General features: G+C 39.3%; 24 protein-coding genes. 5 read left to right on the top strand and 19 right to left on the bottom strand.

Translation table 11 applies throughout. The annotated features are described in order from the left end of the window. Positions 1-173: 173 nt before the first annotated feature. Entirely contained in the window at positions 174-1139 is a 966-nt protein-coding gene (nrdF, locus tag IGM04_RS01830) for a class 1b ribonucleoside-diphosphate reductase subunit beta (RefSeq protein WP_002355357.1), read from the top strand. Between the two features lie 252 nt (positions 1140-1391). Here the strand turns inward: nrdF and IGM04_RS01825 are convergent, their stop codons facing one another. The 6 genes from IGM04_RS01825 to IGM04_RS01800 all read right to left on the bottom strand — a co-directional run bounded on the left by IGM04_RS01825 (position 1392) and on the right by IGM04_RS01800 (position 6551). Further along, positions 1392-1748, bottom strand: a complete 357-nt coding sequence (locus tag IGM04_RS01825; RefSeq protein WP_256924890.1) for a cation:proton antiporter — start codon at positions 1746-1748, stop codon at positions 1392-1394. A gap of 79 nt (positions 1749-1827) precedes the next feature. Next, on the bottom strand, positions 1828-2529 hold the full coding sequence (locus tag IGM04_RS01820) for an MgtC/SapB family protein (protein WP_002355354.1): 702 nt from the start codon (positions 2527-2529) through the stop codon (positions 1828-1830). Between the two features lie 95 nt (positions 2530-2624). Then, positions 2625-3326, bottom strand: a complete 702-nt coding sequence (gene nagB, locus IGM04_RS01815; protein WP_002355352.1) for a glucosamine-6-phosphate deaminase — start codon at positions 3324-3326, stop codon at positions 2625-2627. Between the two features lie 130 nt (positions 3327-3456). Next, positions 3457-4665: an LCP family glycopolymer transferase gene (locus tag IGM04_RS01810; RefSeq protein WP_002390468.1), complete on the bottom strand. Its 1209-nt coding sequence runs from the start codon at positions 4663-4665 to the stop codon at positions 3457-3459. A gap of 149 nt (positions 4666-4814) precedes the next feature. Next, the gene (gene dapF, locus IGM04_RS01805; RefSeq protein WP_086317624.1) at positions 4815-5795 is read right to left on the bottom strand and encodes a diaminopimelate epimerase; all 981 of its coding nucleotides are present in this window, start codon (positions 5793-5795) and stop codon (positions 4815-4817) included. Positions 5796-5942: 147 nt separating this feature from the next. Next, positions 5943-6551 (bottom strand): superoxide dismutase, encoded by a 609-nt coding sequence (locus IGM04_RS01800; RefSeq protein WP_002361201.1) that lies wholly within the window; start codon positions 6549-6551, stop codon positions 5943-5945. Positions 6552-6744: 193 nt separating this feature from the next. Here IGM04_RS01800 and IGM04_RS01795 point away from each other — a divergent pair, with 193 nt between their 5' ends. After that, positions 6745-7554, top strand: a complete 810-nt coding sequence (locus IGM04_RS01795) for a DUF1189 domain-containing protein (RefSeq protein ID WP_016632876.1) — start codon at positions 6745-6747, stop codon at positions 7552-7554. Between the two features lie 178 nt (positions 7555-7732). Here IGM04_RS01795 and IGM04_RS01790 read toward each other — a convergent pair whose 3' ends face one another. From IGM04_RS01790 to IGM04_RS01760, 7 genes are read right to left on the bottom strand one after another with little or no spacing between them, the layout of a single operon-like run. Next, positions 7733-8152, bottom strand: a complete 420-nt coding sequence (locus IGM04_RS01790; RefSeq protein ID WP_086317623.1) for a PTS sugar transporter subunit IIA — start codon at positions 8150-8152, stop codon at positions 7733-7735. 9 nt (positions 8153-8161) lie between these two features. Next, the gene (locus tag IGM04_RS01785; RefSeq protein ID WP_086317622.1) at positions 8162-9151 is read right to left on the bottom strand and encodes a serine hydrolase domain-containing protein; all 990 of its coding nucleotides are present in this window, start codon (positions 9149-9151) and stop codon (positions 8162-8164) included. A gap of 12 nt (positions 9152-9163) precedes the next feature. Beyond that, the gene (murQ, locus tag IGM04_RS01780) at positions 9164-10054 is read right to left on the bottom strand and encodes an N-acetylmuramic acid 6-phosphate etherase (protein WP_002355340.1); all 891 of its coding nucleotides are present in this window, start codon (positions 10052-10054) and stop codon (positions 9164-9166) included. Between the two features lie 14 nt (positions 10055-10068). Beyond that, on the bottom strand, positions 10069-10920 hold the full coding sequence (locus IGM04_RS01775; RefSeq protein ID WP_086317621.1) for a MurR/RpiR family transcriptional regulator: 852 nt from the start codon (positions 10918-10920) through the stop codon (positions 10069-10071). Positions 10921-10936: 16 nt separating this feature from the next. Next, positions 10937-11413, bottom strand: a complete 477-nt coding sequence (locus tag IGM04_RS01770) for a PTS system mannose/fructose/N-acetylgalactosamine-transporter subunit IIB (protein ID WP_002355337.1) — start codon at positions 11411-11413, stop codon at positions 10937-10939. Between the two features lie 30 nt (positions 11414-11443). Further along, positions 11444-12262 carry a PTS system mannose/fructose/sorbose family transporter subunit IID gene (locus IGM04_RS01765; protein WP_010777381.1) on the bottom strand — a complete coding sequence of 273 codons (819 nt, stop codon included), beginning with the start codon at positions 12260-12262 and terminating at the stop codon, positions 11444-11446. Continuing rightward, positions 12255-13058: a PTS mannose/fructose/sorbose/N-acetylgalactosamine transporter subunit IIC gene (locus IGM04_RS01760; protein WP_086317620.1), complete on the bottom strand. Its 804-nt coding sequence runs from the start codon at positions 13056-13058 to the stop codon at positions 12255-12257. Before IGM04_RS01760 ends, IGM04_RS01765 begins: the two co-directional genes overlap by 8 nt. A 169-nt stretch (positions 13059-13227) precedes the next feature. On the opposite strand from IGM04_RS01760, the gene IGM04_RS01755 reads away from it, so the two are divergent. Next, positions 13228-13998, top strand: a complete 771-nt coding sequence (locus tag IGM04_RS01755) for a sulfite exporter TauE/SafE family protein (RefSeq protein WP_225581367.1) — start codon at positions 13228-13230, stop codon at positions 13996-13998. A gap of 43 nt (positions 13999-14041) precedes the next feature. Here the strand turns inward: IGM04_RS01755 and IGM04_RS01750 are convergent, their stop codons facing one another. Next, entirely contained in the window at positions 14042-14443 is a 402-nt protein-coding gene (locus IGM04_RS01750) for an organic hydroperoxide resistance protein (RefSeq protein ID WP_002355332.1), read from the bottom strand. A gap of 220 nt (positions 14444-14663) precedes the next feature. Here IGM04_RS01750 and IGM04_RS01745 point away from each other — a divergent pair, with 220 nt between their 5' ends. Both IGM04_RS01745 and IGM04_RS01740 read left to right on the top strand, forming a co-directional pair. Beyond that, positions 14664-16190, top strand: coding sequence for an AMP-binding protein (locus IGM04_RS01745; protein ID WP_002361196.1), 1527 nt, complete (start codon positions 14664-14666; stop codon positions 16188-16190). 251 nt (positions 16191-16441) lie between these two features. Continuing rightward, a complete protein-coding gene (locus tag IGM04_RS01740; RefSeq protein WP_002379076.1) occupies positions 16442-17140 on the top strand; it encodes a glucosamine-6-phosphate deaminase in 699 nt (232 codons plus the stop codon). A 56-nt stretch (positions 17141-17196) separates the two neighbouring features. Here the strand turns inward: IGM04_RS01740 and menC are convergent, their stop codons facing one another. Genes menC through IGM04_RS01715 form a run of 5 tightly spaced genes read right to left on the bottom strand, consistent with a single transcriptional unit; the run spans position 17197 to position 23667 of the window. Continuing rightward, positions 17197-18300: an o-succinylbenzoate synthase gene (gene menC, locus IGM04_RS01735; RefSeq protein WP_086317619.1), complete on the bottom strand. Its 1104-nt coding sequence runs from the start codon at positions 18298-18300 to the stop codon at positions 17197-17199. After that, on the bottom strand, positions 18301-19125 hold the full coding sequence (gene menH, locus IGM04_RS01730) for a 2-succinyl-6-hydroxy-2,4-cyclohexadiene-1-carboxylate synthase (protein ID WP_010711979.1): 825 nt from the start codon (positions 19123-19125) through the stop codon (positions 18301-18303). Further along, positions 19113-20846: a 2-succinyl-5-enolpyruvyl-6-hydroxy-3-cyclohexene-1-carboxylic-acid synthase gene (gene menD, locus IGM04_RS01725; RefSeq protein WP_086317618.1), complete on the bottom strand. Its 1734-nt coding sequence runs from the start codon at positions 20844-20846 to the stop codon at positions 19113-19115. The genes menH and menD overlap by 13 nt, the downstream gene beginning before the upstream one ends. Continuing rightward, positions 20846-22213 carry an isochorismate synthase gene (locus IGM04_RS01720; RefSeq protein WP_086317617.1) on the bottom strand — a complete coding sequence of 456 codons (1368 nt, stop codon included), beginning with the start codon at positions 22211-22213 and terminating at the stop codon, positions 20846-20848. Before IGM04_RS01720 ends, menD begins: the two co-directional genes overlap by 1 nt. Beyond that, the gene (locus IGM04_RS01715; RefSeq protein WP_086317760.1) at positions 22210-23667 is read right to left on the bottom strand and encodes an o-succinylbenzoate--CoA ligase; all 1458 of its coding nucleotides are present in this window, start codon (positions 23665-23667) and stop codon (positions 22210-22212) included. Before IGM04_RS01715 ends, IGM04_RS01720 begins: the two co-directional genes overlap by 4 nt. Between the last annotated feature and the right edge of the window lie 3 nt (positions 23668-23670).

Below are 23670 nucleotides of genomic sequence, written 5' to 3'. Positions count from 1 at the left end.
CTTGAGCGTCTTATTTTTTAGGAATGTTCTCTTTTTAAACAGGACATTTTCAGATATACTGGACAAAGAAGAACGGCTGCACGCTCCTATTTGGACTCTGTAGAACGTTTTAAGCGAAGAAACGAGACAACTAGTCAAACAGACTGCTGTCCCAGCATACAGGAGGAATAACCATGGCAACGTATTATGAAGCAATTAACTGGAACGCCATTGAAGACGTCATTGATAAATCCACTTGGGAAAAATTAACCGAACAATTTTGGTTAGATACACGGATTCCGTTATCCAATGACTTAGATGATTGGCGGACTCTTTCCGATTTAGAAAAAACTACTGTCGGCTACGTTTTCGGCGGTTTAACTTTATTAGATACTGTTCAATCAGAAAGCGGCATGGATCAACTGAGAAATGATGTGCGGACGCCCCATGAAGAAGCCGTCTTAAATAACATCCAATTCATGGAATCTGTCCATGCCAAAAGTTATTCTTCTATCTTCAGTACATTAAATACAAAAAAAGAGATTGATGATATTTTTGAGTGGACAAATACCAACAAACATCTGCAATATAAAGCAGAACGGATTAACGAAATTTATAAAAACGGTACTCCGTTAGAGAAAAAAATTGCTAGTGTATTTTTAGAAACGTTTTTATTCTATTCTGGGTTTTACACTCCTCTTTACTATTTAGGAAACAATAAACTAGCGAACGTCGCTGAAATTATTAAATTGATTATCCGTGATGAATCAGTGCACGGCACGTATATTGGCTATAAATTCCAATTAGGATTTAATGAATTACCAGAAGATGAGCAAGATAAACTAAAAGACTGGATGTATAATTTACTTTACGAATTGTACGAAAACGAAGAACGTTATACAGAAGAATTATATGATGACTTAGGTTGGACCGAAGAAGTAAAAACCTTTTTACGTTACAACGCCAACAAAGCTTTAATGAACTTAGGTATGGATCCCTTATTTGCGGATACAGCCAATGATGTGAACCCGATTGTAATGAATGGTATTTCGACAGGAACTAGCAACCATGACTTCTTCTCCCAAGTAGGAAATGGCTATTTACTAGGAACAGTTGAAGCCATGAAAGATGATGACTATCTTTACGGTTTAGATAAATAGCAAAAAGCTAGAAACGATCAACGTTTCTAGCTTTTTATTTTACCAACTTCCTGAGGCACCGCCACCGCCGAATGAGCCGCCACCGAACCAAGAACTAATCCAACCAAACATACTTTTCACCTCCCTAAGTAAAAGATATATATAAATTAGAGTATGAAACCATTTTATTATGTACCCTACTCTAACTTATAAGTAATTTCTTTTCTCATTGCCCCTGATAAACAGGATAACAATTAGCTTATGCAAAATGGCTTACTTTTTTCTTTTAAAAGCAACCTGGATAATTTTGGAGAAAATAAAGCTAAAAATTATGATGCAGGCTAAAATAACAAAAGAACCGATAGTATTTTCCAAAACATTCTTAAATACGGGAATTTTTATTAACCCTAGATACCCAATAAGAGATAAAATAATGCCCACCAAATAAAATTGAAGTATTTCTCGGCTAGATTTTTCTTCTCCTTTTTCAAATCTGGTAGAAGCAAAATCTCCCACTTGAAATGGAAGGGGTGAACCATTTTGCGAAGGATCTACTTTTGTATTCATTTTATCAAAAGAAGAATTAGAGATATTCATTTTCTCCTTAGCTTTTTCTTGATTATTTTTCATCCTACATCCCTCTCTATTTTCATTATCCCTATAAAACCAAACGCTAAAAGCATCCATTTCATGAGATATTTTTTAATTCCTACACATTAATCAATCGTAATTTTGTTACATTATTTGAAACAGATAGATCTTCGATAACATCGGCATACGTTAGGCCTTTAGGCAAATCAATAGTATAGATATTCGTATAGATTTTTGTATCATCTACCCAAGAAACATTGAAATTCACATCATAAATTTCAATATGTTTTTCTTCAAAATACTGATTAATAAATTCTTTGGTTTCTTGTTTATGTTGATAGCGAATTTCTAATTTTTTGATTGTTGGTACGTGAATAATTCGTTTGACAATGGTTAAGGCAAATAATACACCGATAAAACTTGTTAAGGCAATCGTATAGTAGCCCATGCCCACCGCGATCCCTAAACCAGCAACGGTCCATAGTGACGCTGCTGTGGTCAATCCGGTGACACTTTGTTTCGTTACAATGATGGTTCCAGCACCTAAAAAGCCGATTCCACTTACAACTTGTGCGATCAACCTTGCTTGATCTGAACGAATGACCCCCGTCAAAGCCGGATTAGCTAACGCATCTTTCAATGCATTGATTGCAATTTGCGACTGAATTAACGCAATAATAGCCGCGCCCATACAAACTAAAATGTGAGTGCGCATCCCTGCTGGGCGATTCTTATATTGTCTTTCAAAACCAATTGCGCCACCCATCACCATCGCTAGGACTAACCGTAAAATAATTTCTGGAATTGTTAGCTGTAACATCCTTTTCACCTCTTCTTCTATTACTTCCAGTATAACAAAAAAAGAACTTGAAACATAAGGAAATCCTTATGTTTCAAGTTCTTTTTCATCAACGATTATAATTTACTTGCAGCTGCATCATCAATGATTACAACAACATCTTGATGGTTTTGTAATGCACTTGCTGGCATGTCTGTTGTTACTGGTCCGTCAATCATTCCTTTAATGGCCTCTGCTTTTGCTTCGCCATAAGCCATTAAAATCATTTTTTTACCTTTCATGATTGAGCCAATCCCCATAGAAACAGCACGTGTTGGGACATCTTCTACTTTGTCAAAATAACGTTTGTTTGCGTTGATTGTTGATTCAGTCAACTCAACGACATGTGTTAAGCTATCTAGAGGTGTGCCTGGTTCGTTGAAACCAATGTGTCCATTTTGACCAATACCTAAGATTTGGATATCTACTGGATGTGCATCGATAATTTTTTCATATTCTGCGGAAGCAGCATCTAAATCTTCTGCTTTACCATTTGGTACAAATGTTTCTTTAAATGGTTTTTTGTCGAATAAGTGTTTGTTCATGAAATAACGGTAACTTTGCTCATCTTCGCCACCTAAACCAACATATTCATCTAAGTTTACAGAAGTCATTTCTGTAAAGTCGACATCACTTGCAGTCATTTCTTTATATAATGTTTCTGGTGTACTACCTGTTGCTAAGCCTAAAACTTTCGCACCATTGTTCATACCTTCTTTAATTAATTCAAACGCTTTTTTGCCGCCTTCTTCTGCATTTGCTACACGGATAATTTGCATTTTGACACGCTCCTTACGGTTTATTTTGGTATAGTCCAATTATAACACCTTCTGAAAAAAATTTCTAGAATAAAAGAAAAAAACTTCTATTTCCCATCAGAAATAGAAGTTTTCGAGCTTGTTTAACAGATTAATATTGTGGTGCGTTGGGATCCACATACGTATTTGGATCAGCATAAGCGTTTGGATCTGTGTACGCATTTGGGTCAACGTACGTATTCGGATCGTAGGCTCCTTCTGCTGCTTGTTGCGTATTGCCGTTGTATTCTGTTTGTCCGGCTGTGGTGTCCGCTGTGCTACTCGAACTAGTAGAGCTATTGGCACTTGAATCACCAGATTCACCAATCAGTGCAGTATCTGTAACAGCATAGCTAAACTGATTATAAAAGGCTAAATCTTTTTCACGTTCAGAAGCATGTTCTTTTAAACCAAGTTGTTTTCTAAGCGTTGTTTGTGTTTTGTATAAGCTATTTGGATCTAGGACTTGATAATAAATATCATCAATGGTTGCACTGTATCCTTGTAATTGCTCAGAGTCAATTGTTTTAAAGGCAGACAAATATTTTGATTGGATGTCCATCATGTCATCCCAGGTTAAGTCTGTTTTTACATTGGCTTCAACAGCATCAAGAATTTTTCGATATTTTGAAACACCGTCAAAACTCATGACTTTGCGCACAATTTTCTCAACAACTTCTCGTTGGCGGCGTTGACGACCCACATCTCCTTCAGGATCTTCGTGACGCATCCGCGCATAAGCCAAACCTGTCGTGCCATCTAACTTGATTTTACCTGCTGGAACAGTAATACCGTCCAACGTAAATTCACCAATCGTATTATCTACTTCAATACCGCCTACCGCATCAATCAGGTCTTTTAACCCTTTCATATTGATGGATACATAGTGATGGATGGGAATATCCAGTAATTCTTGGACTGTATTAATCGCCATTTCGGCGCCACCAAATGCATAGGCATGGTTCAATTTGTCTTGTGTGTCATTTCCAACAATATCTGTTAGAATATCTCTATCCAAACTGATCATTGTGGACTTGTTTTCTTTCGGGTTGATGGTTACAACCATTGTAGTATCTGAACGACCTTGCTCTGTTCGGCCTAAATCGCCTGTGTCAATCCCCATTAAAAGAACAGAGAATGGTTCTTGCGCATCAATATTGGCCGTGGCTCCTTTATTGGACTTACGGTTAACTGATTGATAGATCCCATTAATTGTTGAATTGGCATCTGAATACATCTTAATCCCGTAAGCACATACCCCAGCTACTACCACTAGCAAGACGCTCAAGAAGCCCAGTACTACTTTTTTCCATAGTTTCATAAGACACTTCCTCGTTTATCTAAGAATAATTCTTAATTCATGCCCTTTATTTTCTCATAGTTTGCTTATTCAAGCAATATTTTTTATTTTTTGGAACAAGAACTTAACACAATTGTAAAATAAAAGAGCGCTTTATCAAGGAACAATTGTTATTTTTGAGAAAGTGTTTGCAGAAATTCTTGATAATATTTCTGTTCATTCGTTTCAGTGATAGTTATTTTCTCAAATGCACCATTTAGTAAATCAGTCAGTGATCCTTCAATCAAATGCGTAATCGTGGCATTCCCAATTAATTCCATCCAATAACTGCCATCTGACGTTTCGTGGACGACTGTTTTCACCATACCTCCAGCATTTTTGACGGTTATTTCTTCATAAAAAACACCATCTTTCAATAATGTATAAAGTAAACTACTTGCGCACATAGCTGTCCCACAAGCACTTGTAAAACCTACACCACGTTCATACGTTCGAACAAATAGTTGATTTTTGCCAAGAATTTCAACAAAACTCACATTTATCCCTTCTGGAAAATATGGATTTTCATTATTTACATAGGTAGCGATTCGTTCAAATTCTGGCCCATTTAAGGTTTCATGATCCACAAATGCTACAAGGTGCGGATTAGGCACTGCTACCGCTGTAAAGCGAATGGTGTTAGATAAGGCTGGTACGATTTCATCAATTAATGTTTGGACCCCTAAATGCATTGGGATAGTCACTGCTTCAAAACTTACTGGCGAAATTTCCACTTGGTAAGTCGCTACTTCTTCAGCTAAATTGGGGGCTTGACGTACTTTCAAATCTGCAAACATTGTTTCAACTGTAAATGATTTTTCTTGGTTTTTTTCAGCTAAATAACGGGCAACCGTACGCAAGCCGTTCCCGCACATGCTTGCTTCACTACCATCGCTGTTAATCACTCGCATTCTAGCATTGGACGTGCCGTGAGTCCCTTCTCCTACCAAAAGTAACCCATCTGCTCCCGCCAATAATCCTGTTTCCCGCGAACATAACTGGATGCGCAATTGCTCAATTTCCTCAGCGGTTAAAGAACGCTCAAACTGTGTTTCATCCAATAAAAAGAAATCATTTTCTGACCCGTGTACTTTTTGCATCATAACATTCATTTTTTTAGCTCCTTCTTTATGTATCCGTTATCTTTCCCTACTTACTTTAGTATGCCATAAACGAACAACTATTTCGACCCTGGATTTGTAAAAGGAAAGAGTCAAATGACAGCCGTCATTTGACTCTTTCCTTCACAATTGGCAAACTTATTTTGCTGCTGCAAAAAGTTCGTTTACTTTATCCCAGTTAACAACGTTCCAGAATGCTTCAATGTAATCTGGACGAACGTTTTTATATTTTAAGTAATACGCATGTTCCCAAACGTCAAGACCTAAAACAGGTGTTTGACCATCCATTAATGGTGAATCTTGGTTTGGTGTTGAAGTGATTTCTAATTTACCGTTATTCACAACTAACCAAGCCCAACCTGAACCAAAACGGCCAGTTGCAGCTGTTTTGAAAGCAGCTTTCATTTCATCAAAGCTACCAAATGTTTCATCGATTGCTTCTTTAATAGCGCCAGTTGGTTGTCCACCAGCATTTGGTGCCATAATTTCCCAGAAGAATGTATGGTTTGCGTGACCGCCACCATTGTTACGAACGGCAGTACGGATATCTTCAGGAATAGCATTCATATCTGAAATTAGGTCTTCTACAGATTTTTCGCCTAATTCTGGATGTTTTTCAATTGCTGCGTTTAAGTTAGTCACATAAGTGTTGTGGTGTTTATCATGGTGTAAGTGCATTGTTTCCACGTCAATGTAAGGTTCTAATGCATCATAAGCATATGGTAATTCTGGTAATGTGTAAGTCATTTTTTAAATCCCCCTATTTTTTAGTATGTAACATACGTCTTTCATACAACTATTATGATAACAGAGTGAACCGCTTTCTACAAAATAGTTTGCTTGCCAAAAGAAAAGTTTTACAAAAGAGGGAGATTACCTTGTGTTTCCCTCATAAATTCGCTAGAATGACCTGTAGAAGAATGATGTGAGGAGTAAATAAATGAATACATTGCAATTATTTAAGCAGGCCTTTTTTTCAGTTTCAGAATTACGGCATGCGAAAAAAATGGCGTTTTGGAAAGTAATTCTCTATGCTGTTTTTTTAAGTGCTATTTTAGCACTACCTATTACCAAACAAGTCTTTTCTGTGCTACAAGAGGTGCAACAAGATGGCCAAAAAATTGCAGAAAAGTTGCCTAACTTTTCTATTGAAAATGGCACGTTGCAAACAAAGGCCAAAGAATCTGGCTTTATTTATCAAACCGACTCGATTATTTTTACGTTTGATCCAGATGGAAAGCGTACAGCCGCTGATGTCCAAAAAGATTTAATTGGTAATGCGTTTGGTTTGGCTTTTTTACAAGATGAATTTGTAGTCGCCTTACCAAATTCAGGCGCAACTGAATCAATTCTAGGCACCGACCAATTTATCTTCCCCTATAGTAAAGGAACCTTAGATGGCGTTAACGCTCAGAGTATCAAGACTGCGCTAAGTGAAGCAGCGATCCCCTGGTGGACAAAACTCATTGTCTTTTTAGTGGCTATCTACCCTGTTCTAATCGGTTTAGTTTTAGACTTACTGATTGCCGCTATCGGTGCATCTCTCTATTCAAAATTACGTTTTTATTCTTTACGTTTGATTGATTGTTTAAAAATTATTACGTATTGTGCTACCGTGCCAGTCATCTTAAGTGCTATTTTAAACTTCGTAAATCCGATGTTTAACGATGGCATCCTAGTTATTTTACTAAGTCTGTTCTTTTTCTTTGTCACAACCAAAAACGAACCACGGAATATCCCTGGTTCTTAAAAAAAGAGCCTGGGACAAAAATCACTTTGGATTTTTGTTCCAGGCTCAAAACCTGATAAACGGCGGGAACAGAACCAACTCCTTCGGAAATAAGCCGAAATTCTCCAAAAATTAAAAAGCAATTTTCGGAAATTCCTTCTTATTTCTCGGAGCTAAACGGTTCCGTCCCGACCTCTTTCTATTCTTCAAATTCTTCTTCATCTGTTAATTCAGGTAAGTCAATCGTGGTCACCGCAGATTGGCCAATTTGCGTTAAATATGCAGCTAATTCATCCACATTTTCCACAGGTGACACGGCTGCTTCAATTGCCATTGCTAAATTAAGTCCGGTGACTACTCGCAAATGCGGATAAGTGCCCATGGCCATCATAGCCACATTACAAGGTGTTCCTCCTTTTAAATCAGCTAATACAAGCGTCGGGACATTGCCAGCTTCTTTTAAGATTGCTGCCAGTTTTGCTTGCGTGCCGCTCAAGCCATCTTCTGCGGTCATTGACACAATCGCAGCGTCTGCTAATTCCCCGACAATCATTTGAGTAGAAGCTAAGGTTTCTTCTGCCATCCGTCCATGGCTCATTAAAATTAATTTTGGTTTCATCATTTCCTCCTAAAAATACTGCTGATAAATTTTTGTTCGTGCTTTCAGAAAGCCACGTTCTTCACGAGTGGGATGAACCCGATTCGTTAACAAAATTAGGGCTTCTTTGGTCTCTTTTTTCATACCAATCGCCGTTCCAGTAAAGCCAGTATGATACAAATAGTCTACCCCAGCTTGCGTCTTTTTAACTTCCCAACCAAATGTACGTCCCCCTTGGTTCATAGACCAGAGAGCATCGAACATTTTTTCAGAAAATAATGGTTTGCCAGACGGGTAGCGATTGTTCATAAAACACTGAACAAAAGTGAGTAAATCTGGTAAAGTTGCAAATAAACCTGCACTGCCGATTGGCGCTTTTAGTTGATAGGCTTTCGAATCGTGGACTACCCCCTGAATAACGCCGCGTTGTTTTGTAATCTCTGTGGGCACTGCCTGGGCAAAATCGCTGACCGTAAAACTTGTATGCTGTAGGTTCATTGGTTGAAATACGTATGTTTGAAAGCTCTCTTCTAATGAGCAGCGATCCAATACTTGAATAATTTCTCCCAATAAGTAATACCCTAAATCAGAATAAGTGGTTTTCCCTCGTTCAGATAACGAATGCGTTAAAATGATTTCTTGCAAGCTTTTTTTTGTGACATTTTTCTTATCGACAACATCAGCTGGCAGTCCGCTCTGATGCAGTAGAAGCTCCCCAATCGAACAAGATAGTCCTTGATAATCAGGCAGGATTTCCCCCACAGTGGTTGAAAAAGCAAGCTGATTTGTATCGATTAATTGTAACATTCGATTTGTTGTCCCAATAACTTTCGTTAAGGACGCTAAATCATACAGGCTAGCTGATGAAATCTTTTGTCTTGCAAATGGACCAGTATTACCTAAAAAGCCCGTATACTGTTCTGATAAGCTATCTTCTGTGATCGTCCCCCAAGCGACACCCGGAACGACTTGCTGATTAATCAGTCTCTGAATTGTTTCTTGAATTGCGATTTGATTCATTGTTCACCACTTCTATGCTAAAACTTCTGAAATCCGTCCGTCATGTTCTGCTAATAGTTGTTTGGCTTTTTGAAAATCAACGTGGGCTTTCGCCATTACAATGGCTGGTGCCACTTCTAGCTGTGCTGCCTCCAAGTATTCTTTGGCTTGCGATTCCTCGATTTCTGCTGCTTCTTTAATGATATTCGTGGCACGTTGAATTAATTTTTCGTTCGTTGGTTGTACATTGACCATCAAATTTTGATAGATATTCCCTACTTTAACCATAATTCCTGTTGAAAACATATTTAACACCATTTTCTGTGCTGAACCCGCTTTCATTCTAGTTGACCCTGTAATGACTTCCGGTCCTACAATTGGCGCAATCCCAATTTCCGCCAATTGATTCATCGGACTTTGATTATTACAGGTAACTGAAATGGTTAGAGCGCCCACTTTTTTTCCGTATTCAATTGCGGAAACAGCATATGGTGTCCGACCACTAGCAGCAATTGCAATTACGACATCTCGGGCAGTCAATTGATGTTGCGTTAAATCTTCGATAGCTAATTCTTTCGAGTCTTCAGCGCCTTCAATTGCTTGATACATTGCTTTTTCACCACCAGCTAAAATACCAAATGCGCGTTCTGGCGACACACTATATGTGGGCGTTAATTCAATCGCATCCAAAGCACCTAAACGTCCAGACGTTCCTGCACCACAATAGATTAAACGGCCCCCTTTTTTAAATCGTTCTGCCGCTGCATCAATTGCTGCAGCAATCTGCGGAAGCACCTTTTCAATTGCTTGTGCTACCTTTTGGTCTTCTTGATTTATTAAAGTTACCATTTCTAATGTTGACACTTGGTCAATCTTTTTAGTCGCTTCATTTCTGGCTTCTGTCGTTAATCCTTCTAAGTTCATTTGCTTGCACACCCCTACTTCTCTTTTAGACGGCTGACAAGTTGACTCGTTTCAATCATATTGCGTTCAATTTCTGTGTCTAAATCATCTTGAATTGAACCTAAATACAGAACATCGCCAATTGCCATTGACGAAGCAATCGATGAAATAGCCCCAACTCGAATGAGGTGCTCATTATTGGGGACTAAAAGAACTTCATCGCTCAATGATCGCACGTTTTCTCCATCGTTACTGGTAATAAAAATAACCGTTGCGCCTCTATTTTTGGCAATTTCACAGGCGATTAAGGCTTCTTTTGTCAAACCACTATAGGAGACCGTGATCAAAATGTCTTGTGCCGTTGCATAATTTAAAAACTCCAACATCATGTGACTATCATAATTAAAAATTGCTTGGCGACCAGCGCGGTTAAACTTGTGATAAAGATTATAAGTCGTTAAAGAAGAGGCACCAATTCCAATCAAATGAATTTTTTCCGCTTTTTTAACATGCGCGATTGCTCGTTCCAAGGCTTGTTTATCCACTGTATAAAATAAATCCTCAATCGTAGCATTTAATAAAGATTCCACTTTCATACAAATAGTATCCACCGAATCATCCGCCGCTACAATTGGATCAATATCTTTTTTACCGTTACTGGCAGCTTGTACCGCTGCAATGGATAGTTTTAACTCTTCCCAGCTGTCAAACCCTAATTGTTTAGAAAAACGGGTAACTGACGCCGGAGAAGTTTCGCTATTGCTAGCAATTTCGTTTGCTGTTAATGAGAGAAGACGGGTCGGATCCTTCAGTATATAGTCTGCGATTCTCTTATTTACTTTGGAAAAGTCCTTATATTTTTGTCTGATTGAACGGATTGGCTCCATCTTCTCATCTCCATTTCTATTTTATGAAAGTTAAAATTGCTTCGTTTGGTTCAGAAGGGATCATCTGTGCGGTAATAGTCACCCCATTATCTGTTAAACGACGAACGGTTTGAATATCTTCATCGGTTAATGCAACAGATTTTTTAATTGCTCGACTGCCTTCTTTTTGAGAAATATTGCCGACATTGAAGCTCTGTAATGGGACACCGCCATCAATTAAAGCCGCCATGTCTGCAATGTCTTTCGTAATTAAAAAGACTTTTTCTTCATCATAATTGCCTGCTAAAATTTTTTCAATCGCTTTACGTTTTGATAAAATGGATAATTTAACTCCTGCAGGCTTAGCCATTTTTAAGGCACCAATTTGTAATTGATCTTTGACAGCGGCATCATTTACTACCATGATTCTTTGTGCTCCAACCGTATTCGTCCAAACGGTTGCAACTTGTCCGTGAATTAAACGCTCATCTACTCTTGCATGTACAATTGTCATAATAAATCTCTCCTATTATATACTATTTTTTTAAAATAAACCGCCAACCCAAGCCAACATTGGTTGTAAATTGCCTAAAACCATCCCAATTAAAATTAAAACAAAGATTAGCCGTGTTGAATTCATTTTCTTTTTCCCTAGTAACCAATAGGATAAAAGAACAATCCCTAAAGGAATTAATGCGGGTAAAATTTTATCCAACATTTCTTGAACAGATAATGTTACGTCTCCCATTTTATAAGTTAAATCTAATTTGTAAGTAATTACCGAAGGAATCAAACCGCCGACCACCGTTAACCCTAAAATGGCTGCACCTTGCGTAAACAATTTCATTTTATCCGCAAATTCTGTCGCAATTTTTTTCCCTTGATGGTAACCAATCCAAGTGAATTTATAGCGAACCCATAGGACCACTGCTCCGGCAATTAACGGGATCATTAACCCAACAACCTGGCCCCCTTGCGCCATGTAAGCTGCAATCGAAAAAACAATCGCACGATAAATCGCGATAAAAATGGTATCACCAACACCAGCAAACGGACCCATTAGACCTGTTTTCAAGCCAGTAATGGCCGTTTCATCTTCAATGCCGACTTCTTCTTCCAAAGCCATATCAGCTCCGACAATTAAATGCGACATGGCTGGCGTTGTATTCATAAAGCCAAGATGTGTCTTCAAGGCTTTCTTCATAGCTACTGGATCTTCACTGTATAGTCGCTTTAATGCAGGCATCATCACCCAAGCGTAACCAAGTCCTTGCATTTTTTCATAGTTCCAGCCCCACTGATAGCCAAAAAGATTACGGACGTAAACTTTATTAATATCCTTTTTTGTTAATTTGTTAGTCATCAATCTCAACCTCCTCATCATCTTCGTAAATAACCGTGCCACTTGTTGTAGCTGCGCCGCCTTTGTTATGATTCATCACATAAATCGCTGCTAAAGCCAAGCCAACCAGTGCGACACCTAAAACTGAGAAGAATTGGGCCCCATAAGCAAGTAACACGAACCCAATAATAAAATAGGGCCAGTATGTTTTAATTGGTAAGTAACGCATTAAAATAGCAATCCCCATCGCTGGTAAAATAGCGCCTGCTGCTTTTAGCCCATTCATCACCCAAATAGAAATCCAATTATTGATAGCGTTTACAACTTGTTCACCAAAAGCTAGGCCAATAAAAACTGGGATGACACGAGAAATCGTCCAAGGAAAAATTCCTAAAACATTGCAACGCTCGACCCCTTTATAATTGCCTTCTTCCGCATAGCCATCTGCTTTGTGTTGGAAAAACGTATTAGCCATTCTGCCTAAAATATCTAGTTGTGTTAATAATAACCCAATCGGAACCGCAACTCCGATACCATACTCTGCCCCTTTCCCTGAAATGATTGCATAAGCCGTTCCCATAATGGCCCCTGAAAGAAAGTCTGGGACTGTTGCTCCTCCATAAGTCGCTACGCCTAATGTCATCAATTGAAGCGTTGCCCCAATCATCAAACCTGTTTGAACATCCCCTAAGACTAGGCCAGTAAACGTTGCAGCAAACAATGGTGTATATGGACCAATCTGAATAGAAATTTGGTCAAGTACACCAACAACTGTGTAAAGACATAAAATCAAAATAATACCAATCGATACTGTCATGCTTTCTCATCCTCCTTGAATGCGTTTTCTTTTTTGTATTTGTAGAATACCATTAAAGAAATATCATTTCAAGTTCTTTTTAAAAATATTTTTAAATGAAATTACATTTCTTATATAATTTTTGTGCTATACTAAAAGAAAACGGTTTAGGAGTGATTATGTGCGGGTTTTGCTGATTTATTTCATAACTATTTTTCTATCCAATACAGTTGGGGCGCTCTCTGGGATGGGTGGAGGCGTCATTATTAAGCCTGTTTTGGATTTTCTTGGGTTCCATTCGTTAAATAGTATTGCGTTCTATTCAAGTGTCGCTGTTTTTGTCATGTCCATTTCTTCGACTTATAAACAGTATCAAAATGGTGTCCAAATTGAATGGAAAAAAGCCGCGAGTATTTCGTTTGGTTCCTTAGTCGGCGGCATGTTAGGTGATTTACTTCTTAATCAGGCGATTGCACTAGCGCCAAATGAAGAAAAAGTACAACTAATCCAATATATCATCATGTTGCTGACCTTGGTTTTGGTTCTTCTCTACAATCAATTTTCCAACTGGCACTTACACCTCAACGGATTGAGCATTTTTCTGATTGTCGGATTAGGCTTAGGGATTCTATCAACCTTTTTAGGCATCGGTGGCGGTCCCATTAATGTAGCTTGCCTTATTCTCTTTTTTGGAATGGATATCAAATCAGCAACTGTTTATTCCATCATTACTATTTTTTTCTCCCAACTCGCCAAACTTGGCAATATCGGCTTGACCACAGGGTTTGCGGTTTTTGATTTGACAATGCTTTGGGCTATTATTCCTGCCGCTTTATTCGGTGGTTATGTCGGCGGTCTTTTCAGTAAAAAATTATCTCAACAACGGGTCGCCCAAATTTATAGTTTAGTTGTTTTTTTAGTTATTTTGTTAAATATGTATAATTTGTGGACTGTTATCTAAAAAAGAAGCGCTTTGTCGTATAGACAAAGCGCTTCTTTTTTAATTAAATCACTGTTAATTTAACATCTATATTATTTCTTGTTGCTTTAGAATATGGGCAAATTTCGTGGGCTTTTTTAACAAGTTCTTCTGCTTTAGCTTGATCTACCCCATCAATATGAACTTCTAATTCAGCACCAACGCTAAATCCATCTTCTCCTTGGAATAAGGAAACACGTGCAGTTACTGTACTTTTACCTTCGACTTTTTCTTGATCCATCACTAATTCTAATGCACCGTTAAAGCAAGCACTGTAAGCCGCTGCGAATAATTGTTCTGGATTTGTTGTATTTTCTTTCTTGACACCTGGCGAAGCAACCGCATAAGAAAATGATTTATCCGGTGAGTGAACTTCTCCTGCACGTCCACCCGTATTAATGATAGTTGTTTCATAGATTTTTTTCATGTAAATTCCTCTCCTTTGTAAAGTTTTACACTTCTGAGAACTTGTTACTTACATAATTATTGTAGGAAACTTTGCCAGATACAGCAAACGTTGTGCTTGTGAATAATAAAAAATAACATTTAACGTTGTATTTTTGACGTAGAAAAAGAACCCATTCTATGATAGGATAAAGTGAACTTGTACATTTGTACACAAACTATTTTACAAAGGAGACTTTCCCTTGACACACTTACTTGATTATCAACCATTAAACCTCTACACAAACTATCAAGAAGCCGCAGAAAAAACACCAACTGTTCCAATTATTTTTGATGAATCTTTGCCTGCTTTTCCTGCACTTGGCTTAGAAACAACTTATGGTGAAAGCCATCAAGAAATTTTGAAACGGGCATATCAATTAGCCGCTTTAGGTGTAAAAAAAGGCGACAAAATTATTATTTATAAAAGTCCTAAATTCGACACGTATTTACTAGCTGTTGCAGCCTCATATCTAGCAGCCGTTCCTGTAATGGTTTCATATCATTTACCTTTTGAAACAATTGAAGTATTCGTTGATCGTTTAGAAGATCCTTATATTTTATTTGATGATGTGACTGCTGAAAAAGTTCAAGCTGTTCGTAACAGCTCTGCCAATAAAAAACTTTCGGTTGCTTCTCTTTTAGAAGCTGATGCCACGGAAGTTCCTCAAGACGAACTGACTAAAGACGAAATTGCCTACATGACTCACACCTCTGGAACAACAGGTATTCCTAAACTTATCTGTCATTCCAATCACTCTATGGGTTGGCGTACAAAATGGCAAAAAACCATTTTTACAAAAATTGCTGAAAAGAAATTAGTTGGCTTTCATATTTCGCCAGTTCATTCTCGTTTTAACATTGGCGTGTCTTCTTTAATGGCCATGGGCTTCCCTATGATGCCTTTAGCAAATGCTTCGAGCGAAAAAGTCGCTGAAATGTTCAGCACCTATCAACCAATCGCTGTAGAAACACACCCCAATAACTTCGTTCAATGGGTTCGTTTGGCCAAAGAAAAACCTGAAGCCTTCGCTAGTGTCCATTATTATCATTCTACTTTTGATGCAATTAACAACGCTACAATGGTGGCTTTCTTAAAAGCATCTGCTGCCAATGAACCAATTTTCCTACAAGTTTATGGACAAAGTGAATGCGGGCCAATGATCTTACGAGCGCATACTTTAGAATCCCTAAAAGATTCAGACGCTCGTGACATGGGTGTTGGTTTAGAGGATTTAACACAAGCTCGAATTACCGATGAAAAAGGACAAGTTTTACCTGCGATGACGGACGGCCATATCCAATTCTTATCCAAAGGACGGGCCTTAACATATTACAAAGAAGATGCCCGCTTTGCAGAAAATGTCTACGGCGAATGGTGGGACAGCGGCGATTACGGGATGTTAGATGAACGCGGCCACTTATTCTTGAAAGATCGCCAAGTAGATCTAATTGAAAACATCGACAGTAATTTAGCTATTGAAGATCATTTATTGGATGCATTAGATTTCTTAGAAGAAGTGATTATTGTCCGTGGCAAAGAAAATGAACCACAGCCAATTTTAGCGGTTGTCCCTGGGGAAGAAATGGATTGGGACGCTTGGTGGACACAAGTAGCCGATTTACCACATTTAAACGAACCTATCATTATGGCTTTTGATGAAATCCCTCACACAGCTACTATGAAAGTGCAACGTTTACAACTAGAAAAATGGTTAAAAGAACAATAAAATAAGGTTCTTTGTTAAACAATGTTGGTCAAAAGAACGTTTAGACCAGCGTTGGAGAAAGTGGAACAGAAAGCTAAAAAGTTAACTCGTTGTAGGTTATCTTAAGTTTTAAAAAGAGGGGCAGTCGTCGTTTTGACGGCTGCTCCTCTTTCTTTTGCCTACCGTTAATTAAATCCTTTTTGTGAAGAGCTTGACATGGGATGGTTCCCACAAATTATACTTAGCTTATTCAAAGAATGGAGTGAGCAAGTATGAAAATTTTAATTAAACAAGATTTCGACGCGATGAGCGAATGGGCAAAAATGTTACTTCTAAGCACGATGAGCCAAGATAAACGAGTGAATTTATCAATTACCGCTGGCAAAACGCCAACACTTGTTTACCAAAAATTAGCCTCGATTGTGAAAAATTCATCTGACTTTGATAATGTTCATTATTATAACTTTGATGAAATCCCCGTTCCTCATCAAAAGGAAGGCATTACTCTGACAGATTTGCGGACGCTGTATTTGACACCTGCAGAAATATCCGAGCAAAACATCCATCCATTAACTGTTGAAAACTTTCAACAACAAGAACAACGGATTGCTGACGCAGGCGGCTTAGATTTGATGTTAATTGGCTTAGGAGCAGATGGTCATTTTTGTGGGAACATGCCCACTACCACTCATTTTAAAAATGAAACCTATCAAGTGACCGTCACTGGTTCAGAGCCTTGGTTTGTTCCTGAAATGATGCAGCCTGGTATGACCTTTGTTACGATGGGGCCAGCCAGCATCATGAAAGTTAAGCATCTTGTCCTAATTGTAAATGGTGAACAAAAAGCTCAGATGGTCAAACAAGTGCTCCAAGGACCTGTCACAGAAACGTATCCTGCCTCTATTCTTCAACTCCATCCAAATTTAACGGTTCTCTTGGATGAAGCCGCAGCGAGTCAATTAGAAAAATAAAAAATTGCGCCTAGATTATGCTTCTCTGCATAGTCATAGGCGCAATTTTGTTATCATTACATGATTTTTTGATACTGACTGTATTTTAGCAAATTCGTCTGGGAAAGTGTAACACCAATACCAAGTCCCTGAGGCACGGGCATTGTCCCTTGCTCTAAAACAAAAGGTTCCGTGATGATATCTTCATAAAAATAGCGTTCCGTGGCTGAAATATCACCTGGAAAGGAAAAGGTAGGCTGTGACGCAAATTGCAAATTCAATGCGCGTCCAACACCAGACTCAAACATGCCACCTAACCAAACCAATAAATCATTTTCTTGGCAAAATGTGGCAATCTTCAACGCCTCGTGAATCCCACCTACACGAGGAATCTTCAAATTGATACTACGGCAACTGCCCAATGCTAACGCCACTTGGCAGTCTTTGAGACTACGAATATTTTCATCCAAACAAATTCTTGTCTTCAGTTCTCTTTGTAATTGTGCGTGATCTAAAAAATCATCTGCAGCAAAAGGCTGTTCAATCATCGCTAATTGATAGTGATCTAAACGTTGCAATTGAGGCAAATCAGCCAATGTATACGCTGAATTGGCATCGACCATTAAAGGCAAGTTAGGAAAATGCTGACGAATCAAAGCAACGGGTTCCACATCATAACCGGGACGAATTTTCAGCTTCACTCGTTGATACCCTTTTTCTACAGCTAACTGAACTTGTTTAAGTAATTGAGGTAAGTCTTCTTGAATCCCTAAACTAATCCCTACAGGAATTTTCCTCCGCGTTGGTCCAAAAAATTCAGTTAAACTCTTCTGTTGCCGTTTGGCATATAAATCCCAGATGGCAGTTTCTAACGCAGCTTTTCCCATCCAATGCCCTTTAACTTCTTCAAAAATTGTTGAAACCTCTTGCGGCTGTTCAATCGCTTCTGTTAAAAGTAACGGAATTAAATGCTGTTGGATGATGAAGCGTTCGGTTACCAACGTTTCTTGCACATAATCAGGTTGCTCAAAAGCCACTAATTCGCCAAACCCTTGATTTCCTTGCTCATCAGTTATTACAAATAGATCAAACGCTTTTTCTTCCAAGCGACCATAGCTCGTGACAAACGGCGTTTTTAAAGGCAAACGAACCTGATAGGTTTCAATTGATTGAATGTTCATTCAGATGGCTCCTTTCAATAACGCTGTCACCTTTTCATAGAAAATCGTTGGTTGTTCCAAATGGATACAATGTCCTGCTTCAGGAAAAATTGTCAGCCTCAACAACGGTTGACGTGCCTGCATTTTTTTCGCAATCCCAATAAATTTTTGATCTTCGCCGCCTACCAATAAATCGGTAGGAATCGGCTGCAATTCTGCTAGACGTTCCCAGTAACTCTCTTGCGCTCCTGTACCCATATACCACAAACTACTAGCCAACCCAAAGGCCGATTGGCTCAAACGTTCCTGACGAATGGCCATTTGCTGTGCCACAGACAAGGCTTTTTGCGTTTGAAATAACGGTAATTCTTGCCAGAAATCAATAAAATCCACCAGCGGTTCCTCTAAGAGACGTTCCGCCAAACGATGATCTTGACAGATACGAGCCTGACGTTCTGCGGCGGTGGCCAAACCTGGTGATCCACTTTCCAATAAAAGGTGCTGTACCTTTTGTGGATAATGTAATGCAAAACCTAAAGCTGTTCGTGCGCCCATTGAATAGCCTAATAAACAAAAGCAAGGCAAATTTAGCGATTCGGTTAGTTCAGCAAGATCATGGCAAACCTGTTTCATGGTATAACGCTCTGGTGCTACCAAACTAGCAGTCGCGCCATGACCAGGTAAGTCAATTCCTAAAACGTTATAAGGTGTTTGACTGGGAAAAACGGCTGCAAACGTGGCTAACGTTCCTGTGAAACCATGTAAACAGACTAGTGTCGTTCGCTTTGCATCAAAAGGTGTTAACCATTGATAATGGTACTGCATCCCCCGAATTAACCGTTCCATGAAATCCCCTGTCTTTCTACTCGTCTACCAATTTCAGCTAAAATTGATTCGTACAAATGAACATTTTCTTGGCGATTTCCTTTGACTTCGATCACTTGAAATTGTGGTTCTTCAGCCGCTGCTTGTAAAATTTGCTTGAGCTCCGCGATTGTTTTGACTTCTTGATACGAAGCACCGTAAAGTTCAGCAACTAACGAAAAATCTAAATCAAGCGGTGTTCCAAATAAAGGCTCGAAATCGTCCTCACGTAAAGTTCGTTGAGATAGAAAAGAGAAAATCCCGCCACCATTGTTATTTAATAAAACAATTGTTAACGGCAACTGATAACGTTTAGCCAAAAATAAACCATTCATATCATGATATAGCGCTAAATCACCAATCAGTAGAACGTTTTGCTGTGTCGGTGCTACGGCACTCATTCCTAAAGCAGTTGAAACAATCCCATCAATCCCGTTGATGCCGCGATTTCCAAACATCCGATAAGGGCGACTATCCATAAATCGATCTAAGTAGCGGATAGCCATACTATTAGATACAAATAACTGACCGTTCTCTTTCATTGTTTGGTGAACAGCTAAGCTGGCTGTCGTTTCATTTAATTCTGTCGCGTTCAGCGTTTCTAGAAGAACTTCAGAGACCGTTTTTTCTAGCAAGAGCCATTGTGCTAACCAAGTCGCTTCTGTTGATTTGACAACCGTTAGCAGTTGTTCTACAAACGTGGTTTCCTTTGCCTGAATAATTGTTTGTGATTTTTTCAATTGCTCTTGCCATTGCCCATTTTCGTCCACAAAATAAAAAGCAGTCTCTGTCGTTGCTAAGCGTTTCAACCATAACATGATGTTTTTAGAAATTGGCAGCGAACCAAAACGCACTACCACTTCTGGTTCTTGTGGCAAGGTCGCCACATTTAGAAACAGATCACTGTGTGCAATAACAACTTCACTATTTTGCCCATGTGTCACAATGTTTGCTAAAGGATCCGCTAGTAACGGCCATTTCAAAGCTTCGGCTAATTGAATAAATAACGCCGCTTCTTCCTCTGTATGACTGCCACCGACAACCAAGACGCCGTTTTTCTGGTACCATTGATCCGCTAGCTGTTGCACTTGTTCTGTAGAAAGGATTGATTGACCAGCGAATAAAGCCGTTTGTTGAGAACTCTTTGTTTTTCTCTCTAAGTCAGGTAATAATGGTTCCCGCAAAGGAAAATTCAAATGAACAGGTGCTGCAGGCGTTTGTTGCGCGAATGCTGCTCCTTTAGCGCCTTGCCAATAGGCGTAATTCAACATCTCTTCTGTTGCTTCTGGCAAAGCCATTTCAACAAATAATTTCACATGATTTTGATACATTTGTAATTGGTCCATGGCTTGAGGAGCACCAACTTGACGTAACTCATGCGGCCGATCCGTTGTTAAAACAACTAAGGGTACATGGCTAATATTGGCTTCGCAAATTGCTGGATAATAGTTTGCAGCTGCTGTTCCAGAGGTACAAAGTAAGACCACTGGTTTTTGACTCGCTTTACTTAATCCTAAAGCAAAAAAAGCAGCGGAACGTTCATCGACATCGACAAAAGTTTGGATTGCGGTTTCCCGATGAAATAATAAAGCCAGTGGTGTGGAACGGGACCCTGGACTAATGACTGCTTGTTCAACCCCACTATTTTTTAAGCCTTCAATAAAGGCCATTAAATAATCGGTCATTGTTTCTTGATGATTCATTAAACCTGCCCTCCAATTCCTCGTAACATCGGTTGAAATTTTATTTTCGTTTCTTCTCTTTCTAGCTCTGCTTGGGAATCCGCAACAATACCACAACCTGCATAAAGAACGCCTTGCTGACCAGCAAAGACACCTGAACGCAAGGCCACAGCGAACTCGCCACTATCATCATCCCCTGAAATCCAACCGATTGGCGCACCATATAACCCACGACTCCCTGGCTCATATTGTCGAATCCATTCGACTGCCAACTCTTTGGGCTCACCGCCTAAAGCTGGCGTTGGGTGTAGTTGCATCACACTTTCCAAGAACGAAATTCCCGGCTTACGTTGACCCGAGATTGGCACATAAAGATGTTGTACATCTCGATTTTCCAAAATAATGGGTGCTTGAATACTGTTTTCAGAAGTCGTCATCTTTGCCAACTCTTTCGCTAAACGTTCCACCACAATTTGGTGTTCTCCGGTATTTTTGCGGTCTTGTAAAAGTTGTGCTCCTAAAGCTTTCGTTTCTTCTGGTGTTTGACCCGTTTTAATGGTTCCTGCAATACAAGCGGTCGCAAACGTTTCTTTAGTACCCAACAGAAGTCGTTCTGGTGTTGCACCAATGAAGCTTGTGTCTTTGGCTTCTAAAGCAAACAAATACGTATTTTGTTGTTGTGCCATTAAATTAACGAGCACTTGGTTACTTCGAATTTTTTCAGGACTGCTCACAGCAAGTTGTCGAGCCAAAACCACTTTTTTTAAAGGGCCATCTTCTCTTAAGACTGCTACGGTTTCGTTGACAGCTTGTAGCCATTCAGTCACGGCAACTTCTTCCTTGTCAATCTTTGTTTCCGCTACAGCTGGCAACTCCTCACAGGTAGCTAACAAGCGATCAAACTGAGCCACCAAAGTCGACCAACGTTCCTCGACTTCTTGTTCACTAGAACCTGAAAAGTTCAGCGTTCCATAAATACGTGAACCTGAAAAAGTAAATAGAATACTTGGTAGATAAAACCAACCTTCCCCTAACTCTCCCCAGGCCTCAGTAGGCGTTTGTTCTGTATCAAAAGGCAAACCGCCAAATAGAAGAGCCCCCGTACCAGAAATAGACATATTTTGAAAACGAGTTGCCGCCTCTTTTTTTAAAAAGTTGTTCAATTGCTGCGTTTCTGTTTCTGCGCCTTTTAAGATAGTTTCATATCCGAAGCCAACCAAAGCAAAATCTTTTTTCGGCGTTTGCCAAAAAAAACGTTCTCCTTGGTATGCCTTTTCACCAGCGGCAAAAATTGCCAAGGCTGTTTGTTCTGTTTCTAATGGAAAAACCCAACTGAACTGACGGGCATTCTTCTGATAGGCTTGTCGTAATTCATCAGGCAATTTCATCTGATTAAAAACGCCTCTCTTTCTTCTGTCATGAAACGATGTTTGGCAATCTTTCCACTTGCTGTTTGCGGGAAAGAATGACAAAAATAAATGCGTTTCGGTCGTTTATATTTTGCCAGTTTTCGTGAACACTGGTCTTGAATTTGCGCTAAGGTGATTTCTTGGTCACTAATCACATATGCAACTGGGACGGCTCCCCATTGCGCATCTGGTTCTCCTACAACTGCCGCTGCTTTAATTCCTGTTATCGCCTGTAACACCTGTTCAACCTCAGTGGGGTAAATATTTTCACCACCAGAGATAATGAGTTCACTTAAACGACTAACCAAATACAGGTAACCTTGTGCATCTAAATAGCCCATGTCGCCTGTTTTAAACCAATCATCTGCTGTCCATTTTTCAGGTTGACGCTGGTTAAGGTAACCTGAAACAACGTTTGGTCCCTTAAGTAAAATTTCCCCGACTTGCTTTTCTGGCTGTTCTTGTCCTAGTTCATCAACAATTTTGATCTGCATATCTTTTAACGGTTGTCCAGCAGAGCCGATTTTCAGTGCCGCATCTTCAAATTTCAAGGCAACAACTTGCGAACACGTTTCCGTCATCCCGTAAGATTGAATGACTGGAATCCCTTTTTCCTCACACTGCGCTAATTTATCCGGAGCAATCGGTCCGCCGCCTAATAGCATTCCTTTAAAGCTGGCTCTGTAGCCAGCTTCAGGATAGACAGACAATAATTGTTGCAACATTGTCGCAACCACTGAAATGACGGTTCCACGGCCTTCTTGTAAATCTTGTGTCACTTGCTGTTCATCAAATTTATCGTAAAGGCGAATACTACAACCTAAGACGAGTTGTCGAACAACAATCGACAATCCGCTAATGTGAAATAATGGGACTGCACACAACCAACAATCTTCAGCAGTAATCCCCATATTTTCTTGAGTGCCTCTAGCACTGGCCAAATGATTTTTAAACCGTTGCAAGACCCCTTTAGGCTGTCCTGTAGTTCCAGATGTATACATAATAGAAGCCACCGACTCTAAGTCACTTGGCTGTTGAAACTCCTGATGTGAAAGACTATGCTGTTTTTTAACCATTGGCTGAACGTCGACAAAAGAAATCTCCTCTAACAAAGCCTGCGTTTCAGGCGCACCAATAATCGTTTTAACTTGCGCATCTTTTAACTGAAAAGTCAGTTCAGCAAGTGTCAAATGCGTATTTAAAAATAATAACTCTTTCCCCAATTCCCATAAGGCTAGAATTGAAAAATACAACTCTTTGCTGTTCTTACTGAATAAAGCCACACGTTTTTCTTCTGGTGCAAGCACCTGTTGATATGTGGCTACCCAATGGCTGACTTCTTGTTGCACTTCTAAAAACGTCCAAGATTCATCCTGAAAATAAAAAGCAGGATGATCGGGACGTTTTTGTACTTGTTTATTTAACCAAGTCATTGG

Origin of the sequence: Enterococcus sp. DIV2385 (genome assembly GCF_051711925.1) — a bacterium.
GTDB classification, from domain to species: domain Bacteria; phylum Bacillota; class Bacilli; order Lactobacillales; family Enterococcaceae; genus Enterococcus; species Enterococcus faecalis.
The sequence above is the reverse complement of the archived record's forward strand: the minus strand, read 5'-3'. Positions and strand labels throughout refer to the sequence as shown.